This is a genomic window from Pseudomonas sp. HMWF021 (genome assembly GCF_003061005.1).
Taxonomy (GTDB): domain Bacteria; phylum Pseudomonadota; class Gammaproteobacteria; order Pseudomonadales; family Pseudomonadaceae; genus Aquipseudomonas.
Genome location: NZ_QAIK01000162.1, coordinates 1 through 18,093, shown reverse-complemented (window position 1 = coordinate 18,093; position 18,093 = coordinate 1). Strand labels below are relative to the sequence as shown.

The window sequence follows — 18,093 nt, the reverse complement described above, 5'->3', positions numbered from 1 at the left end:
GAAACGCAGGCAGTCGGCCTGCGGTGCGTTGAGCAGCAGTCCTTCCTGCAGGGCGGCATTGACCACGGCATCGGCGCAATCCTCTGACAGGCTCAGCCCCCAGAACAGCCCTCGCCCGCGCAACTCGCCATGGCCGTAGCGATGTGCCAATCGAGCCAGACCTTCGCGCAGGTGCTGACCGTTGTCTTTGATCTGTTCGAGGAAGCTGCGGTCCTGCACGCTGTCGAGCACCACCAGACCGGCCGCGGTCATCAGTGCGTTGCCATGATGAGTGCCGCCCAGTTCACCGGCCTCGAAGCAGCAGGCTTTACCCCGGGCCAGCAACGCCGCCAATGGCACGCCACCCCCCAGGCCCTTGCCGAGCACGACGATGTCGGCGCGCACGCCAAAGGACTGTTCGGCGAGCAACGTCCCGCAGCGACCGATGCCGGTCTGTACTTCGTCGAGGATCAGCAGAATGCCCAGTTCGTGGCACAGCCGCTCGACACCCTTGAGGTAATGCTCGGTCGCCGGAATCACCCCGGCATCACTCTGGATCGGCTCGAGCATGATCGCGACGGTCTGCGCATCCACAGCAGCATGCAGCGCCGGCAAGTCGTTGAATGGCACCAGATCGAAACCCGGCAGCAACGGCGCGAAACGGTTGTGCAGGTTGCAACTGTCCGACGCGGACATCGTCGCCAGACTGCGCCCGTGGCAGCCTTGCTTCGCCACGATGATCCGCGACGCGCCGCCCCGATGCAGTTGGCCCCACTTGCGCGCCAGTTTGATCGCTGCCTCGCAGGCTTCGCTGCCGCTGTTGAGCAGGTAAGCCTGATCGCTCAGGGTGCTGGCACACAGGCGTTCGGCAAGGCTGAGCATGCCGCGGTTGTGCAGATTGAAACCGGGATTGATCAGCGCCTGGGCCTGACTGGCAATGGCTTTGACCAGCGCCGAAGGGCTGTGACCGAGGCTGTTGGCACCACCGGCCTGGGAAAAGTCGAGATACGCGCGATCATTGCTGTCCCACAGCCACGAGCCCTGACCGCGCACGAACACCTGCTGCGGGCGTTCAACGCTGGGCATCAGGCGTTCGGCATTCAGGCTTTCGCCTGCATCAAGTGGACTGGTCTCGAACGCGAGGTCATCAAGACTCGGCGCCTGGCGCCGCAAACTGAACAGATTCATTGCAAAAAACCTCGTGTGAGATTTTTTGAACTGCCTATGCAAACACTGTCGAAGCAAACGCTATTCATCGCGCTCTCTGGCCCTGCAAGCCTTGTGATTGCGGTTAGACTAGGCTCACTGACGGCTTCGGGCCATTTCGATTTACCAGCATTTTCGATAAGCATTACTTATGGATTTTAAACAACTGCGTTATTTCGTCGCGGTCTACGAAGAGGGCCATGTCGGCCGGGCCGCCGAGCGTCTGTCGATCTCGCAACCGGCGCTGTCGCAACAGATCCGCCAGCTCGAACAGAACCTCGATGTCACCCTGTTCGAACGCAGCAGCAAACGCCTGTTGCCGACACTCGCCGCCCACACTTTGTACAACCACGCCCTGCCGCTGCTCGATGGCTTGCAGCGAGCGCGGGAAGCGCTGGGCAACTTCAAGGGGCAGGCCTTGCGCACGCTGGCGATCGGCGTACTGCAAACCGTGCACACCAGCCTCGTTCCGCAAATGCTCGAACGGGTGCGCAAGGCGCAACCGCATCTTGTGGTGCAGATCTATGAACTGACGGGGCTGGAGATCGAGCGCCGTTTGCTCAATGGCTCGCTGGACATCGGCATCAGCTACCTGCCGCCGCGCCAACCGGGGCTGCATGGCGTGCTGCTGTACGAGGACGAACTGACGCTGGTGATCCCGGCGGATCATCCACTGCGTGAATTCAAGAAAGTCTCGATTCGCCAGGCTGCAGAATTGCCGATGTTGCTGCTGGGCGAAGAGTTTCAGATCCGCCAGATCTGGCAGGCACAACTGACCAGCCTGGGTCGACGTCCGCAGGTGCAGGCCGAACTGAACAATATGGTCGGAATTCTCGACAGTCTGCCGCACACCAAGCTGGCGACGGTGCTGCCGGGGCGTTCGCAAAAGGAGTACGACGATCAGGATCTGCTGTGGAAACCCTTAAGCGAACCACGGGTGCCGCTGAAAGTGGGGCTGGTGTGTCGCGACGTGCAACGCCAGCAGGCCTCATTGGCGCTGCTGCGGACATTGCTGGAGGAGGTGATGGAGCGCGAGGTGAAACCGGCGCTGGATCCCTTGGCCTGACAACTTTTCTTCAGGCAAAAGAAAACCCCGCCGAAGCGGGGCTTTGCAGACTGTTTCCCTGACATCCATTTCACTCCGCCACCCTGGCAGAATCCTACGTGTCCGTGTTGTTGCTTTGCGCTTCCTGCGCGACGTCCATGAGTTGTAGATTAGCCGTGGATCCAATCTGCGCCTATGGGAGAACAGCAGCACGTCATGTAAGAGATTACTTACATGACATCACAGCATCAAAACTGCTCAGCGTTCAGCAGGAACAGCGACTCGCTGCCAGCCTTTACCGACGCGCTCAACGAATGGATACGCGGCAGCAGACGGGCGAAATAGAAGCGCGCGGTGCCCAGCTTGCTCGCGTAGAAATCGTCCTGCGCTTCCTTGCCCAGCGCCGCTTTCGCCATCAGTGCCCACATGTAGGCATAAGCGGTGTAGCCGAACGCTTGCAAATATTCGACCGAGGCCGCACCGATTTCGTTCGGATTGGTTTTCGCCCGATCCAGCAGCCATGCCGTCAGCTCGTCGAGAGTGCCGACGGCATCGTTGAGCGGCTTGGTGAATTCGCCCAGCTCAGCGCTGGCGGTCGCGGTGAAGTGGCGAATCTCGTCTGCGAACAGCTTGTAGAACGCGCCACCGCTGCCGACGATCTTGCGCCCGACCAGGTCCAGCGCCTGAATGCCGTTGGTGCCTTCGTAGATCTGGGTGATACGCACGTCACGCACCAGCTGCTCCTGGCCCCACTCGCGGATGTAACCGTGGCCGCCAAAAATCTGCTGGCCGTGGACGGTGGTTTCCAGCCCCAGATCGGTGAGGAATGCCTTGGCCACCGGAGTCAGCAGCGCGACCAGATCTTCTGCGCGCTTGCGAGTGGTCGCGTCTTCGCTGAACTTGGCGGTGTCGAGTTGCATCGCCACGTAAGTGGAGAAGGCGCGACCGCCCTCGTTCGAGGCTTTCATGGTCAGCAGCATGCGACGCACGTCCGGGTGGACGATGATCGGGTCAGCAACCTTGTCCTTGTTCTGCGCGCCGGTCGGCGAACGGCTCTGCAAACGATCACGAGCGTATTCGACGGCGTTCTGATACGAACGCTCGCCGCTGGCCAAGCCTTGAATACCGACGCCCAGGCGCTCGTAGTTCATCATGGTGAACATTGCCGCAAGGCCCTTGTTCGGCTCGCCGACCAGGTAACCCACGGCTTCGTCGAAGTTCATCACGCAGGTCGCGGACGCCTGGATGCCCATCTTGTGTTCGATCGAACCGCAGTTGGCCGGGTTGCGCGCGCCCAGGCTGCCATCGGCGTTGACCATGAACTTCGGCACCAGGAACAGCGAAATGCCTTTCGGGCCGGCCGGTGCGTCGGGCAGTTTCGCCAGCACCAGGTGAATGATGTTCTCGGTCAGGTCGTGCTCACCGCCGGTGATGAAGATCTTGGTGCCGCTAACTTTGTAGGAACCGTCGGCCTGCGGTTCGGCTTTGGTGCGGATGATGCCCAGGTCGGTGCCGGCGTGCGGCTCGGTCAGGCACATCGAACCGGCCCAGATGCCGGCGTACATGTTCGGCAGGTAGGCGGCCTTCAGCTCTTCGCTGGCGTGGGCGTTGATCGACAGGCAGGCACCGGCGGTCAGCATCGGATACAGACCGAACGACAGGCTGGCGGAGTTGACCATCTCTTCGACCTGCGCCGAAACGGCTTTGGGCATGCCCATGCCGCCGTAGGCCGGATCGCCACCGACACCGACCCAGCCGCCTTCAGCGTAAGTCTGATAGGCCTGTGGGAAACCGGCCGGGGTGCTGACGGCGCCGTCCTTCCAGTGGCAGCCTTCTTCGTCGGCTGCGCGGCTCAGTGGCGCGATGCTTTTGCTGGTGACCTTGCCGGCTTCTTCGAGAATGGCTTCTACGGTTTCCGCATCGACGGTCTCGGCCAATGCCGGCAGTTCGGCCCAGAGTTTGGCGACTTCGAATACTTCATTGAGGACGAAGCGCATATCGCGCAGCGGCGCTTTGTAGTCAGCCATGGCAAACCTCGCAAGATCTAGACAGGTGATTCGTGGAAGAGTGTTTTCGTTGAGGCCGAGTGTACCTCAACAACTTTTGCGACACATAGGGTCAACCGGTGACCGTATTGTAATTTTTAGTCACAGAAGAAAAGATCGCAGCCTTCGGCAGCTCCTACAGGAATCAGAGCTGCTGAAGAATGCGATCTTTTGGTTTTTCCAGACGCTGTCAGTCAGCCTGCCGCGCTGTCCATGCGCACCGCGCCACGACGGTTCTGCCCGAATGCCATCACGCAGTTTCTTCCCGCACCTTTGGCGCTGTACAGGGCTTGGTCGGCGGACTTGAGGACTTCTTCCGGGGTGCGCTGCTCGACGCGCTCGGCGACGCCGATACTGACCGTGACCGAAACACTGGAAGCACCGCTGCCGCTACGACGCTGGCGACCTTGCTGATCATCCTGTGGACGGTTCTCCTGATTGCGCAACTGGATGTTGTAGGAGGCAATCGATTCGCGGATCACTTCCAGATGCGGCATGCACTCTTCGAGGGTTTTGCCTGCGAACACCAGGGCAAATTCCTCACCACCATAGCGATATGCCCTACCGCCACCGCTGATTTTCGACAGCTTGCTGGCGACCAGTCGCAGCACCTGGTCGCCGACGTCGTGACCGTGGGTGTCGTTGAATTTTTTGAAATGATCGACGTCGCTCATCGCCAGTACATAGTTGCGCCCAAGACGCTGCATGCGCTCATTCAGCGCGCGGCGGCCCGGCAGCCCGGTGAGTTCATCGCGGAAGGCCATTTGATAGGCCTCATGCGCCACGGCAGCGGCAATCATCAGCATCACCTGGCTGCACATGATGTTCAGGGTGAACGGCAGGATGAAGGTTTTCGGCAGCATCCAGAACACCCCGAGCAAGCCGACCAGTTGCGCCGCATGCAATGGCCGCGGGTTGCGCCAGTATTGCCAGGCCAACAGCAGGAACGCCGAGAGAAATACCGGGTAAGACAGCTGGATCAGGCTCATCCAGGCGCCGTGCAGCGCCGGCCAGCGGATTTCCGAAAGCCACATCAGCAGCGCCTGGGGATAACTCTGCTCAAGGCCGAGGGCGACACTGCCAAAGGCCAGCAAAACGGCGAAACGCGCCACCATGTCCTGAAACAGATGCGTGCGCTCCTGCCACGCAGCGAACAACCCGAACAACAGTGGCAGCAGCAGACAGACCAGATGGAACACCACGGCGGCGTCTTCACGCACCTTGCCATTGTCGCGGTAATAGTCGGTCTGGGTGTCGAGCAGAAAGTAGGCGATGTACACCGTGAGCATCAGAAACAGTTCGCGCTGACGTCGGTAAACCGCACAGTAGGCGCCGCCCAACAGCAGCACCAGCGTCGGCAGCACATTGAACAGCGAAGTGAAGAACACGTTGAGGTCTTTGACGTACGCAGCCGCCAACCCCGCGAGCAACAACAGCAGTGAAGGTAGGAAATGACTGAAACGTACAGCGGAAGAACGCGGCAAGGGTAAAGCTCCGACCCGTCATATCAAAGAGATGGCATTGTGCCTGCAATGTGGCCAGTTAAGCACACACAATGTGATCCAGATCACACGCAGTCTCTTTAACGGCAGAAAACCCGGGTTTCTGAGCGATTCGGAAACAAAAAAACCGCTGCCCCCAAGGGAGCAGCGGTTTTCGTCAGACCGCGTTAAGGCTTAGTAGCCCAGTGCGAAGTCTTCTTCTTTCATGTCCATCAGGTTGTTGGCGCCCGACAGCATGGTGGCCACGTGAGTGCGGGTACGTGGCAGGATGCGCTGGAAGTAGAAGCGCGCGGTTTGCAGCTTGGCGGTGTAGAACGCCTCGTCGGTGGTGCCGGCGGCCAGTTTTTCCGCTGCCAGACGCGCCATGTCAGCCCAGAAGTAGGCCAGGCAGGCGTAACCGGAATACATCAGGTAGTCCACGGAAGCCGCGCCGACTTCCTCGCGATCTTTCATGGCGGCCATACCGACCTTCATGGTCAGCTCGCCCCATTCCTTATTCAGCGCAGCCAGCGGCGCGACGAATTCCTTGACGGCTTCGTTGCCTTCGTTGTTCTGGCAGAACTTGTGAACGATCTTGGTGAAGCCTTTCAGGGCCTCGCCTTGAGTCATCAGCACTTTACGGCCCAGCAGGTCGAGTGCCTGAATGCCGGTGGTGCCTTCGTACAGCATCGAAATGCGGCTGTCGCGAACGTTCTGCTCCATGCCCCACTCGGCGATGAAGCCGTGGCCGCCGTAGATTTGCACGCCGTGGTTGGCGGATTCGAAACCGACTTCGGTCATGAACGCTTTGGCGATTGGCGTCATGAACGCCAGCAGTGCGTCGGCCTTCTTCTTCTCTTCTTCGTCGACGCCGTATTTGACGATGTCGACCTGTTTGGCGGTGAAGTACACCATTGCGCGGTTGCCTTCGGCGAAAGCCTTCATGGTCAACAGCATGCGGCGTACGTCAGGGTGCACGATGATCGGGTCAGCGGCTTTGTCCGGCGCTTTCGGGCCAGTCAGGGAGCGCATTTGCAGACGGTCGCGAGCGTATTTCAGGCCACCCTGGAAGCCGATCTCGGCGTGGGCCAGACCTTGCAGCGCGGTACCCAGACGTGCGGTGTTCATGAAGGTGAACATGCAGTTCAGGCCTTTGTTCGCCGGGCCGATCAGGAAACCGGTGGCGCCGTCGAAGTTCATCACGCAAGTGGCGTTGCCGTGGATGCCCATCTTGTGTTCCAGCGAACCGCAACTCACTGCGTTGCGTGCACCGAGGGTGCCATCGGCGTTCGGCAGGAATTTTGGAACGATGAACAGGGAAATGCCTTTGGTGCCAGCCGGTGCGTCCGGCAGGCGGGCCAGTACGATGTGGACGATGTTGTCGGCCATGTCGTGTTCACCGGCCGAGATAAAGATCTTGGTGCCGGAAACCTTGTAGGAGCCATCAGCCTGAGGTTCGGCCTTGGTGCGCAGCATGCCCAGGTCGGTGCCGCAGTGCGGTTCGGTCAAGCACATGGTGCCGGTCCACTCGCCGGAAACCAGCTTGGTCAAATAGGCTTCTTGCTGCTCAGGGGTGCCGTGCTCGGAGATGGTGTTCATCGCGCCGTGCGACAGGCCCGGGTACATGCCCCACGACCAGTTGGCTTCACCGACCATTTCGCTCACAGCCAGACCCAGCGACTCCGGCAGGCCCTGACCGCCGTGCTCGACGTCATGGGCCAGGCTTGGCCAGCCGCCTTCGACGAATTGCTTGTAGGCCTCTTTGAAACCAGTCGGGGTTTTCACACCGGACTCGCTCCAGGTGCAGCCTTCGAGGTCACCCACGCGGTTCAGCGGTGCCAGTACCTGCTCACAAAACTTGGCGCCTTCTTCGAGAATGGCGTCAACCATGTCCGGCGTTGCGTCTGCGCAAGCTGGAAGGCTCTGATAGTGCGCTTCGTAACCGAGCAGTTCGTCACGAACGAAGCGAATATCACGCAAGGGGGCCTTGTAGTCAGGCATAGCGATAAACCTCTGCTGATGTAACCGGGAATGAAGGACCGCGTTGATTTGTTGTGACGGTCAAACAGTTGTTTGAAACATACGTTTACGCCGAAATCTTGTCAAGCGTCGATCTTTTGCCGTTCGTCATCAGCTCTGCCAAATCCCGGACACAGCAAACTGCCATGAATCGCGAAGCGGCATGGGTGATAGAAAAAGATTAGTTGAGGGAGAAGGACTTACAACGAAAAACGCCGCGACAGGGCGCGGCGTTCGGCAAACGGTGATCGTGAAAAGTCAGGCAAACGTATCGATGATCGTACCGAGCATTTCATCGGAAGCCTTGGCGACCTTGGTGCCCAGCTCCACCTGAAACTTGCCTTGAGCCATCTCGGCCATCGCGCTGCCCGGATCCATCTGCTGGCTGCGGTCGATACCACGCAGGCGATCAACCTGGGCTTCGGAAGACTGGCTGGTGACCGAGCGTTCGATGGTGTTGTTGGCGATCTGGCTGGCGGCCTGATCGACACGGTTCTGCCCGGTCTGAATGGTGCTCAAACCCGCATAAAAAGCTGTGCTACCGGAGATTTCCATGGGAGTTCTCATCCTTGGGAAGGATCAATGGTTGCCATTGAAGCAGAGGCGCCAGAAAAACACCCGTCAAAAATACTGATGGCACAGTGCCTTGTCATAGCAAAAGCATTAATCCAGCAGATCGAGTTGCAAGTGGGCAGCCACCGCTTCGGCACTGAGCGTTTTGAGTTTTGGCACGCGCCCCAGACAAGGCGCCGGCAGCCGCTCGGCCAGCGTCGCCAGATTCTCTTCCAGTCGCGAAGTCTTCGGATCAATGACATTGGCCACCCAACCCGCCAGTTGCAGACCATCACGGGCAATCGCCTCAGCCGTCAGCAAAGCATGGCTGATACAGCCCAGCCGCACGCCCACCACCAGAATCACCGGCAGCTTCAACGCAATGGCCAGATCCGACAGATTGTCCTGATCCGCCAACGGCACCCGCCAGCCCCCCGCGCCTTCGATCAAAGTGAAATCGGCATTCAGCGCCAGAATTTCGCGCATCGGCGCCAGCAGTGACTGAACCGTCAACGCAACACCGGCCTCACGCGCTGCCAGATGCGGCGCAATGGCCGGTTCGAACGCCACCGGATTGACCTGCTGATAAGTCAGCGGCACCGAGCTTTCGGCCAGCAACGCCAGCGCATCGGCGTTGCGCAATCCCTTGGGCGTAACCTCACAGCCCGAGGCAACAGGTTTACCCGCCGCCGTACTCAGCCCTGCCGTCCGCGCCGCATGCAGCAACCCGGCAGCCACGGTGGTCTTGCCGACATCGGTGTCAGTACCGGTGATGAAATAGGCTGCGCTCATAAGGGTTTCTCCAACACGGCGTAGACCACCTGGTAAGTCGCCGGCAATCCCTGTGCCTGACGGAACTGCTCGTAAGCCTCGACCAGACCGAGAATCCGCGCCCGTCCGGTCAAACCGCCGGGCCTGCCGGGGTTCAGATTGTGCGCGCCGAGCGCCTTCAGTTCGTGGGTCAGGCTGCGCACATCCGGGTAGTGCAGCACGTGCGCCTGATTCTGCAGGCTCAGCGCACGCAAGCCACTGGCCGCACACAACTGCTCATACCGGGCGAACTCGCGGAACCGATTGACGTGCACCAGCCCATCGACCTGACGCCAGCTGTCGCGCAATTCGTACAACGTCCCTGCACAAAGACTAGCAAACGCGAAAATCCCGCCGGGCTTCAGTACACGCAGTGCCTCACTGAGCACCGATTCGAAGTCCGCGCACCACTGCACGGCGAGGCTGGAGAAGATCAGATCACAGGTCGCGTCCCGCAGCGGCAGGCGTTCGGCATCACCGGCGATGAAATACTGCGCTCCGCCCAAGGGGCGAGCGTGTTCGAGCATGCCTTCAGCGATGTCCAGCGCCAGCCCCTGAGCATCATGAAAACCCTCGGCCAATGCGCGAGTGAAATAGCCAGTGCCGCAGCCCAGATCCAGCCAGCGCGATGGCACAAAATCCGCCGGCAAACGCTGCAACAACTGCGAACCAACATCACGCTGCAACTCGGCAACGCTGTCATAGCTGGCCGCTGCGCGAGAGAACGAGGCCGCAACCTGGCGCTTGTCGGGCAAGCCACCAGGCAGCGCAACAAAAGACAAATCAGTCATCACCGCACTCGTGTAGAAAAGCCTGGATCGCACCCGCTACGCCATGGGGGTCTTCCAGAAGAAATGCATGGCTGGCCTGTTCGATCAGACCAATTTCGATATCCGGCAACAGCGCGAACAACGCCCCCGCCGCTTCCGCCGGCACCAGGCCGTCCTGCCCGGCGAACAGGTGCAACTGCGGGCCGCGAAACGCCTGCAACGCTTCACGGGTATCGAGTTGTGCGAGCAATTCCAGACCGGCCATCAAGGTCTCGGGCGCCGCATTCGGCGCACCGCCTGACAGCAGCCGCGACAAGCCGCGCGGGTCTTGCGCGCCTTGGGCACACAACAGCGAGAAACGCTTGAGGGTGGTTTTCGGATCGGCCAAGCAGCCGGCGAGAAACGCATCGAACGTCTCGCCCGGCATCGCGCTCGGCCATTGCTCATAAGCAACGAAGGACGGATTGCTCGCCAGCGTCAGCAGACCGCAACAACGCTCGCCGCGCCGTGCAGCCAATTCAGAGGCAAGCATGCCGCCGAGCGACCAGCCGCCCAGCCACACGTCTTGAGCAATACGTTCATCGAGTTCATCGAGCCAGTCTTGCAAGTCGCTGGAATCGAGTTCCGGCAACGGTTCGATCTCGACATGCAGATGCTCATCGAGCCCCCGCAACGCCGCCGCCAAAGGCTCCAGCGGCGAAACACCGAGGCCCCAGCCGGGCAGCAGAATCAGGCGATCACGCATGGCTTGGCTCCGACGACAGTTGGGCGAAACAATCGGCCAGTCCTTCCAACAATAGCTGCACCTGCGCTTCGCTGTGGGCGGCCGTCAGGGTCACACGAAGGCGTGCACTGCCCGCAGGGACGGTCGGCGGACGGATTGCCGTGACCATCAAACCGCGCTCGCGCAGCCTCTGCGACAGGCGCACGGCGCGACCGGCGTCGCCGATCAGAATCGGCTGGATCGGGGTGAAGCTGTCCATCAATTGCAGACCGATCTGCTCGGCGCCGTGGCGGAACTGACGGATCAGCGTCCGCAAATGTTCACGACGCCAGTGTTCGCTGCGCAGCAACTCCAGACTTTTAAGCGTCGCGCAGGCCAGCGCCGGCGGCTGGCTGGTGGTGTAGATGTACGGGCGGGCGAACTGGATCAGGCTTTCGATCAGCTCTTCACTGCCGGCTACGAAGGCGCCGGCTGTGCCGAACGCCTTGCCGAGGGTGCCGACCAGCACCGGCACATCGTCCTGACTCAAGCCGTAATGCTCGACGATTCCGCCGCCATTGGCGCCCAACGCGCCGAAGCCATGGGCATCATCGACCATCAGCCACGCGCCTTTGGCCTTGGTTTCCCGGGCCAGCGCCGGCAGATCGGCGAGATCGCCGTCCATGCTGAACACGCCATCAGTGACCACCAGCGTATTGCCGGTGGCCTTCTCCAGACGCTTGGCCAGGCTGTCGGCGTCGTTGTGCAGGTAGCGATTGAACCGCGCACCGGACAATAGACCGGCATCCAGCAGCGAGGCGTGATTGAGGCGATCTTCAAGCACCGTATCGCCCTGCCCGACCAGCGCCGTGACCGCGCCGAGATTGGCCATGTAGCCGGTAGTGAACAGCAGTGCACGCGGTCGGCCCGTAAGATCGGCCAATGCTTCTTCGAGCGCATGATGCGGACCGCTGTGACCGATCACCAGATGCGACGCCCCGCCACCGACGCCCCAGCGCTCGGCACCGGCGCGCCAGGCTTCGATGACTTGCGGATGGTTGGCCAGGCCCAGGTAGTCGTTGTTACAGAACGCCAGCAACGGCTGACCGTCAACCACCACTTCAGGCCCCTGCGGGGACTCGAGCAGCGGCCGCTGGCGATAGAGATTTTCGGCACGGCGGGCAGCAAGGCGTGCGGCGAGATCGAAAGACATGCAGGCCTCACATCTGAAAAATGACTGTGTAGGAGCTGCCGAAGGCTGCGATCTTTTGATGTTGTTTTTTAAAAGACAAGATCAAAAGATCGCAGCCTTCGGCAGCTCCTACATGGATCCGTGGTGATCAGACCGCAGCGTTATAGAACTGCTCGCTGCTCTTCTGCTCCACCAGCGCCTGCTCGATCGCAGCCTGATGCACCTCATCGGCATGCTCTTCGCGTGCTTCCGGTTGAATGCCCAGACGCGCGAATAGTTGCATGTCCTTGTCGGCCTGTGGGTTGGCGGTGGTCAGCAGTTTGTCGCCGTAGAAAATCGAGTTGGCACCGGCGAAAAACGCCATGGCCTGCATCTGCTCGTTCATCGCTTCGCGGCCGGCGGACAGGCGCACGTGGGATTGCGGCATGAGGATGCGCGCGACAGCGAGCATGCGGATGAAGTCGAACGGGTCGATGTCTTCGGCGTTTTCCAGCGGCGTACCGGCGACTTTCACCAGCATGTTGATCGGCACCGATTCCGGGTGCTCCGGCAGGTTGGCCAGCTGGATCAGCAGGTTGGCGCGGTCGTCCAGCGACTCGCCCATGCCGAGAATGCCGCCGGAGCAGATCTTCATCCCCGATTCACGCACATAGGCCAGGGTTTGCAGGCGCTCGCTGTAAGTACGGGTAGTGATGATGCTGCCGTAGAACTCGGGCGAGGTGTCGAGGTTGTGGTTGTAGTAATCGAGGCCGGCCTTGGCCAGTGCCTCGGTCTGTTCCTGATCGAGACGACCGAGGGTCATGCAGGTTTCCAGGCCCATGGCTTTGACGCCTTCGACCATCTTCAGCACATACGGCATGTCTTTGGCCGACGGGTGTTTCCACGCAGCCCCCATGCAGAAACGGGTCGAGCCGATGGCTTTGGCGCGGGCAGCCTCTTCGAGGACCTTCTGCACTTCCATCAACTTCTCTTTTTCCAGGCCGGTGTTGTAGTGGCCGGACTGCGGGCAGTACTTGCAGTCTTCCGGACAGGCACCGGTCTTGATCGACAGCAGCGTGGAAACCTGCACGCGGTTGGCGTTGAAATGTGCGCGGTGCACCGTCTGCGCCTGGAACAGCAAGTCGTTGAATGGCTGTACGAAGAGGGCTTTGACTTCGGCTAAAGACCAGTCGTGACGCAGGGTGGCAGAGGTGCTGGCGCTCATGGGCAGTTCCTTGGTTATGCTTGGCTGGCGGCTGCGGGAACGGAATACCCACAGGCGCGACACGGATGTTCGGCATATTTAAGGAAGAGCCATGCGCTGTCAACCACGAGACGAACAACAGGTTTACATCTGTTTAAAAAACGTACAGACCTGCTTGCTGTGCGATGAACCCGCCGAAGCAGAAATGCCAATCTGCGACGCCTGCGAAACCGATCTGCCCTGGCTTGGCGACCATTGCCAGACTTGCGCTTTGCCTATGCCGGCCGCCGGCCTGACCTGCGGCGAGTGCCTGCTAGAGCCGCCGGCGTTCGAACAGGTGGTGGTGCCCTGGCGTTATGACTTCCCGGTGGACAGTCTGATTACGCGTTTTAAACACAACGCGAAATGGCCGTTTGGTCACCTGCTCGCCGACGTTGCCGGACAATACCTGCAACATCGCTTCGATGAAGGTTTGCCGCAACCCGATGTGCTGGTGCCGGTGCCGTTGGCGAACAAACGCCTGCGCAAACGCGGGTTCAATCAAGCCGCAATGCTGGGGCGCTGGTTGAGCCAACAGCTGAATCGGCCATTTGAGGAACACGCTTTGCGGCGCATTCACGACACCAGCGCCCAGCAGGACCTCGACGCCAAGGCGCGCAAACGCAATCTGCGTCAGGCCTTCGCCCTGGTGCCCGGCGTTGAGGTGAAAAGTCGGCACTTCGCGTTGATCGATGACGTGCTGACCACCGGCGCCACGGCCCAGGCACTGGCGCGACTGCTCAGGGATGCAGGGGCGGCAAGGGTCGACGTCTATTGTCTGGCGCGCACGCCAAAACCCGGAAATTGAAGCCTGTAGGAGCTGTCGAGTGAAACGAGGCTGCGATCTTTTGAGCTTGATCTATGAAATCAAAATCAAAAGATCGCAGCGTGCCGCAGCTCCTACATGGATATCGCTCCGTGAACAGGTCGTTGTTCCCACAGGGTTCTGTGTTTGGCTTGACTCATGCGCCACAAGACGCCAACTTCACTCCCCACCGCCACAGCAAAAAAGCACCCATCCATGTCCCTGCCAACCCTGCTCTCCCAGCACATCGTCCGCCGTCCGCAGCGTATCGCCCTGCTGCAACACATTGCCGAACAGGGCTCGATCACCCGCGCTGCGAAAAGCGCCGGGCTGAGTTACAAGGCGGCGTGGGATGCGATCGACGAGCTGAACAACCTGGCGCAGAAACCGCTGGTGGAACGCGCCGTCGGCGGCAAGGGCGGTGGTGGCGCCAGATTGTCCAGCGAAGGCGAACGGGTGCTGCGTCTGTATCAAAAGCTGCAAGCCTTGCAGGCGCAGGTGCTGGAAGCCGCTGAAGACGCCAGCGATCTGGACCTGCTCGGGCGATTGATGCTCAGAACTAGCGCCCGCAATCAACTGCACGGCAAAGTCGTGGCCATCGAAGGACAGGGCCGCAATGACCTGATCCGCCTCGAACTGGCCGAAGGCCTGTGGATCGACGCGCAGATCACTCACGACAGCACTGTGCACCTGGAGCTGCAACCGGGCACCGAAGTGGTGGCATTGATCAAGGCCGGCTGGCTTGAATTGTTGGCGGCGGATCAAGCAGCAACATCTGGACACAATCTTCTCAAAGGCACCCTCGAAGCCATTCTCGATGCCGAAGACGGCCCCAGCGAAGTGCGCGTCGCCCTGCCCAACGGCCAGACGCTCTGCGCTCTGGCTGAGCCGTTGCTGCTTCGCACTCGCGGACTCAGCGTCGGGCAACCGGTACAGGTGCAGTTCTCGCCGTCCAATGTGCTGATTGGCACGCCGCTGTAACGGACTTTCTGCAACAAAAACTTCATCGCCTCCCATTAAGGTTGCTGCCAAAACCAAGCAGGGAGCCTGATGTGAGCCTATTAGAAGAAAACCAATCCACAGATCTGGAAAAGATGGTCGGCCTCAGCCGTCGCGGCTTTATCAGCGCCGGTGCGCTGTGCGGTGCCGCCATGTTTCTCGGTGGCAACCTGCTGAGCCGCAGCGCGCTGGCCACCGGCATCAGCGCCGGTAACAGCCGCCTGCTCGGTTTCGAGAGCATTCCCGCCGCGACCACCGACGTCATCAGCCTGCCCAAGGGCTACAAGTCCTCGGTGCTGATCAGTTGGGGCCAGCCGTTGCACAAGAACGGCCCGGCGTTCGATCCGAGCGGCAATGGCACCGCCGCCGCACAGGAAGTGCAGTTCGGCGACAACAACGACGGCATGAGCCTGTTCGAATTCCCCGACGACCGAAACCGCGCGTTGATGGCGATCAACAACGAATACACCAACTACCGCTACCTCTACCCGCACGGCGGCATGCCGCAATCGGCCGAAGACGTGCGCAAGGCGCTGGCCTGCGAAGGTGTGTCGGTGATCGAGGTGCAGCGCAAGAACGGCCAATGGCAGTTCGTCCAGGGCTCGCGCTACAACCGCCGCATCCACGGCAACTCGCCGCTACGCATCAGCGGCCCGGCGGCCGGTCATGAGCTGATGAAGACGGCCGCCGACAAGCACGGCAAGAAAGTCCTCGGCACCTTCCAGAACTGCGCCAACGGCAAGACACCGTGGGGCACTTATCTGACCTGCGAAGAGAACTTCACCGACTGCTTCGGCAGCAGCAACGCCCAACAGCAGTTCGACCCGGCGCAGAAGCGCTACGGCGTGTCGGCCGCCAGCCGTGAAATCAACTGGCACCCGTTCGACCCGCGTTTCGACATGGCCAAGAACCCCAACGAACTCAACCGGCACGGCTGGGTTGTGGAAATCGATCCGTTCGATCCGCAATCGACCCCGGTCAAACGCACCGCGCTGGGTCGCTTCAAGCATGAGAACGCCGCGCTGGCCGAAACCGACGACGGTCGCGCCGTGGTGTACATGGGCGACGACGAGCGTGGCGAGTTCATCTACAAATTCGTCAGCCGCGACCGCATCAACCATCGCAACCCGAAAGCCAACCGCGACCTCCTCGACCACGGCACGCTGTATGTGGCCAAGTTCGACGCCGGTGACGGCAACCCGGATCACCCGAAAGGCCAGGGCCAGTGGATCGAACTGACCCACGGCAAAAACGGCATCGACGCCACGAGCGGTTTCGCCGATCAGGCCGAAGTGCTGATCCACGCCCGCCTCGCCGCCAGTGTGGTCGGCGCCACGCGCATGGACCGCCCGGAGTGGATCGTGGTCAGTCCGAAGGACGGCCAGGTCTATTGCACCCTGACCAACAACGCCAAACGCGGCGAAGACGGCCAGCCGGTGGGCGGGCCGAACCCGCGCGAGAAAAACGTCTACGGGCAGATCCTGCGCTGGCGCACCGACCGCGACGATCACGCGTCGAAGACGTTTGCCTGGGACCTGTTTGTGGTCGCCGGCAACCCGGGCGTGCACGCCGGTACGCCGAAGGGCGGGTCGAAGAACATCACCCCGCAGAACATGTTCAACAGCCCGGACGGTCTGGGCTTCGACAAGGCCGGGCGCTTGTGGATTCTCACCGACGGCGACTCGAGCAATGCCGGGGACTTTGCCGGGATGGGCAACAACCAGATGCTCTGCGCCGATCCCAAGACTGGCGAGATTCGCCGCTTCATGGTCGGGCCGATTGGCTGTGAAGTCACCGGGATCAGCTTCTCGCCGGATCAGAAAACCCTGTTTGTCGGGATTCAGCATCCGGGCGAAAACGGCGGCTCGACCTTCCCCGAGCATCTGCCGAACGGCAAGCCGCGCTCCTCGGTGATGGCGATTACCCGTGAGGATGGCGGCATAGTCGGCGCCTGACAGGCCTAATCGCTGGCAAGCCAGCTCCCACAGGTTCTGCGCTAATTTGAAAATAGTGCAAGACTTTGTGGGAGCTGGCTTGCCAGCGATAGCGTCCTCCCAGACACCAGCCACCTCCCCCGCTGCCATCTGCGCTACCATGCTGGGCCGGACGCGGCAGCCTGCTGCGCGCAGGAGTCAGCATGGCCCACCCGTTTGAAACCCTCACACCCGATCTCGTGCTCGATGCCGTCGAAAGCATCGGCTTCCTGAGTGACGCGCGCATTCTGGCGCTCAACAGCTACGAAAACCGCGTCTACCAGGTCGGCATTGAAGACTCCGAACCGCTGATCGCCAAGTTCTACCGTCCGCAGCGCTGGACCAACGAAGCCATCCTCGAAGAACACCAGTTCACCTTCGAACTGGCCGACGTCGAGATTCCCGTGGTGGCGCCACTGATCCACAACGGCCAGACCCTGCACGAACACGCCGGTTTCCGTTTCACCCTGTTTCCGCGTCGCGGCGGCCGTGCGCCGGAGCCGGGCAATCTCGATCAGCTGTATCGCCTCGGCCAGTTGCTCGGGCGCATTCATGCAGTTGGCGCCACCAAGCCGTTCGCACACCGCGAAGCGCTCGCCGTACAGAACTTCGGCCACGCCTCGCTGAACACCTTGCTCGAAGGCAACTTCATTCCCAAGAGCCTGCTGCCGGCTTATGAATCCGTCGCCCGCGATCTGCTCAAGCGCGTGGAAGATGCCTACGCCAACACGCCGCACCAGAACATCCGCATGCACGGCGACTGCCATCCCGGCAACATGATGTGCCGCGACGAGATGTTCCACATCGTCGACCTCGACGACTGTCGCATGGGTCCGGCGGTGCAGGACATCTGGATGATGCTGGCGGGCGACCGTCAGGATTGCCTCGGCCAGCTCTCGGAGCTGATGGATGGCTACAACGAATTCCATGATTTCGACCCGCGCGAACTGGCGCTGATCGAACCGCTGCGCGCCCTGCGCCTGATGCATTACAGCGCCTGGCTGGCGCGGCGCTGGGATGACCCGGCGTTTCCGCACAGCTTTCCGTGGTTTGGTACGGAACGGTATTGGGGCGATCAGGTGCTGGCGCTGCGTGAACAGCTGTCGGCGCTCAACGAAGAACCTTTGAAGTTGTTCTGATTTAAAGATCAAAAGATCGCAGCCTTCGGCAGCTCCTACATGGGAATGCGTTCCCCTGTAGGAGCTGCCGTGTTGTGGTCGAATTTTTTTAGACCATGATGTAGGAGCGTCGATTTAAGGAAGCATCATGGGATATCGGGTTGTCACGTCAGA

Annotated in this window: 15 protein-coding genes; 5 read left to right on the top strand and 10 right to left on the bottom strand. The window is 60.9% G+C overall.

Translation table 11 applies throughout. From position 1 onward, the window contains the following. On the bottom strand, positions 1 to 1,167 hold a 1,167-nt coding region (locus DBR18_RS23260; protein WP_108592080.1), incomplete at its 3' end, for an aspartate aminotransferase family protein. A 169-nt stretch (positions 1,168 to 1,336) separates the two neighbouring features. Between DBR18_RS23260 and DBR18_RS23255 the strand changes: the two genes are divergently transcribed. Then, on the top strand, positions 1,337 to 2,251 hold the full coding sequence (locus DBR18_RS23255; protein WP_108592079.1) for a LysR family transcriptional regulator: 915 nt from the start codon (positions 1,337 to 1,339) through the stop codon (positions 2,249 to 2,251). Between the two features lie 227 nt (positions 2,252 to 2,478). On the opposite strand, the gene DBR18_RS23250 is transcribed toward DBR18_RS23255, so the two are convergent. From DBR18_RS23250 to bioB, 9 genes are all read right to left on the bottom strand, one after another. Beyond that, positions 2,479 to 4,257, bottom strand: coding sequence for an acyl-CoA dehydrogenase C-terminal domain-containing protein (locus DBR18_RS23250; RefSeq protein WP_108592078.1), 1,779 nt, complete (start codon positions 4,255 to 4,257; stop codon positions 2,479 to 2,481). Between the two features lie 212 nt (positions 4,258 to 4,469). Further along, positions 4,470 to 5,759 (bottom strand): GGDEF domain-containing protein, encoded by a 1,290-nt coding sequence (locus DBR18_RS23245; RefSeq protein WP_108592077.1) that lies wholly within the window; start codon positions 5,757 to 5,759, stop codon positions 4,470 to 4,472. 192 nt (positions 5,760 to 5,951) lie between these two features. Next, the gene (locus DBR18_RS23240; protein WP_108592076.1) at positions 5,952 to 7,757 is read right to left on the bottom strand and encodes a phenylacyl-CoA dehydrogenase; all 1,806 of its coding nucleotides are present in this window, start codon (positions 7,755 to 7,757) and stop codon (positions 5,952 to 5,954) included. A 276-nt stretch (positions 7,758 to 8,033) separates the two neighbouring features. Next, positions 8,034 to 8,330: a pyrroloquinoline quinone biosynthesis protein PqqE gene (locus DBR18_RS23235; protein ID WP_108592075.1), complete on the bottom strand. Its 297-nt coding sequence runs from the start codon at positions 8,328 to 8,330 to the stop codon at positions 8,034 to 8,036. Between the two features lie 108 nt (positions 8,331 to 8,438). Next, positions 8,439 to 9,119 carry a dethiobiotin synthase gene (bioD, locus tag DBR18_RS23230; protein WP_108592074.1) on the bottom strand — a complete coding sequence of 227 codons (681 nt, stop codon included), beginning with the start codon at positions 9,117 to 9,119 and terminating at the stop codon, positions 8,439 to 8,441. After that, positions 9,116 to 9,928: a malonyl-ACP O-methyltransferase BioC gene (bioC, locus tag DBR18_RS23225; RefSeq protein WP_108592073.1), complete on the bottom strand. Its 813-nt coding sequence runs from the start codon at positions 9,926 to 9,928 to the stop codon at positions 9,116 to 9,118. Before bioC ends, bioD begins: the two co-directional genes overlap by 4 nt. Further along, a complete protein-coding gene (locus tag DBR18_RS23220; RefSeq protein ID WP_108592072.1) occupies positions 9,921 to 10,652 on the bottom strand; it encodes an alpha/beta fold hydrolase in 732 nt (243 codons plus the stop codon). The genes bioC and DBR18_RS23220 overlap by 8 nt, the downstream gene beginning before the upstream one ends. After that, positions 10,645 to 11,823 carry an 8-amino-7-oxononanoate synthase gene (gene bioF / locus DBR18_RS23215; RefSeq protein ID WP_108592071.1) on the bottom strand — a complete coding sequence of 393 codons (1,179 nt, stop codon included), beginning with the start codon at positions 11,821 to 11,823 and terminating at the stop codon, positions 10,645 to 10,647. The genes DBR18_RS23220 and bioF overlap by 8 nt, the downstream gene beginning before the upstream one ends. 127 nt (positions 11,824 to 11,950) lie before the next feature. Further along, a complete protein-coding gene (gene bioB / locus DBR18_RS23210; RefSeq protein WP_108592070.1) occupies positions 11,951 to 13,006 on the bottom strand; it encodes a biotin synthase BioB in 1,056 nt (351 codons plus the stop codon). A gap of 91 nt (positions 13,007 to 13,097) precedes the next feature. Between bioB and DBR18_RS23205 the strand changes: the two genes are divergently transcribed. From DBR18_RS23205 to DBR18_RS23190, 4 genes are all read left to right on the top strand, one after another. Continuing rightward, a complete protein-coding gene (locus DBR18_RS23205; protein ID WP_108592069.1) occupies positions 13,098 to 13,832 on the top strand; it encodes a ComF family protein in 735 nt (244 codons plus the stop codon). Positions 13,833 to 14,045: 213 nt separating this feature from the next. Beyond that, the gene (locus DBR18_RS23200; protein ID WP_108592068.1) at positions 14,046 to 14,810 is read left to right on the top strand and encodes a TOBE domain-containing protein; all 765 of its coding nucleotides are present in this window, start codon (positions 14,046 to 14,048) and stop codon (positions 14,808 to 14,810) included. 71 nt (positions 14,811 to 14,881) lie between these two features. Further along, positions 14,882 to 16,783, top strand: a complete 1,902-nt coding sequence (locus DBR18_RS23195; RefSeq protein ID WP_108592067.1) for a PhoX family phosphatase — start codon at positions 14,882 to 14,884, stop codon at positions 16,781 to 16,783. A gap of 182 nt (positions 16,784 to 16,965) precedes the next feature. Beyond that, entirely contained in the window at positions 16,966 to 17,940 is a 975-nt protein-coding gene (locus DBR18_RS23190; protein WP_007966536.1) for a serine/threonine protein kinase, read from the top strand. Positions 17,941 to 18,093 lie beyond the last annotated feature (153 nt).

Excerpts from the sequence above, each read along its gene's own strand:
- DBR18_RS23255 (WP_108592079.1), top strand. The coding sequence starts at position 1,337 with ATGGATTTTAAACAACTGCGTTATTTCGTCGCGGTCTACGAAGAGGGC.
- DBR18_RS23250 (WP_108592078.1), bottom strand. The coding sequence starts at position 4,257 with ATGGCTGACTACAAAGCGCCGCTGCGCGATATGCGCTTCGTCCTCAAT.
- DBR18_RS23240 (WP_108592076.1), bottom strand. The coding sequence starts at position 7,757 with ATGCCTGACTACAAGGCCCCCTTGCGTGATATTCGCTTCGTTCGTGAC.
- DBR18_RS23235 (WP_108592075.1), bottom strand. The coding sequence starts at position 8,330 with ATGGAAATCTCCGGTAGCACAGCTTTTTATGCGGGTTTGAGCACCATT.
- bioD (WP_108592074.1), bottom strand. The coding sequence starts at position 9,119 with ATGAGCGCAGCCTATTTCATCACCGGTACTGACACCGATGTCGGCAAG.
- bioC (WP_108592073.1), bottom strand. The coding sequence starts at position 9,928 with ATGACTGATTTGTCTTTTGTTGCGCTGCCTGGTGGCTTGCCCGACAAG.
- DBR18_RS23220 (WP_108592072.1), bottom strand. The coding sequence starts at position 10,652 with ATGCGTGATCGCCTGATTCTGCTGCCCGGCTGGGGCCTCGGTGTTTCG.
- bioF (WP_108592071.1), bottom strand. The coding sequence starts at position 11,823 with ATGTCTTTCGATCTCGCCGCACGCCTTGCTGCCCGCCGTGCCGAAAAT.
- bioB (WP_108592070.1), bottom strand. The coding sequence starts at position 13,006 with ATGAGCGCCAGCACCTCTGCCACCCTGCGTCACGACTGGTCTTTAGCC.
- DBR18_RS23205 (WP_108592069.1), top strand. The coding sequence starts at position 13,098 with ATGCGCTGTCAACCACGAGACGAACAACAGGTTTACATCTGTTTAAAA.
- DBR18_RS23200 (WP_108592068.1), top strand. The coding sequence starts at position 14,046 with ATGTCCCTGCCAACCCTGCTCTCCCAGCACATCGTCCGCCGTCCGCAG.
- DBR18_RS23190 (WP_007966536.1), top strand. The coding sequence starts at position 16,966 with ATGGCCCACCCGTTTGAAACCCTCACACCCGATCTCGTGCTCGATGCC.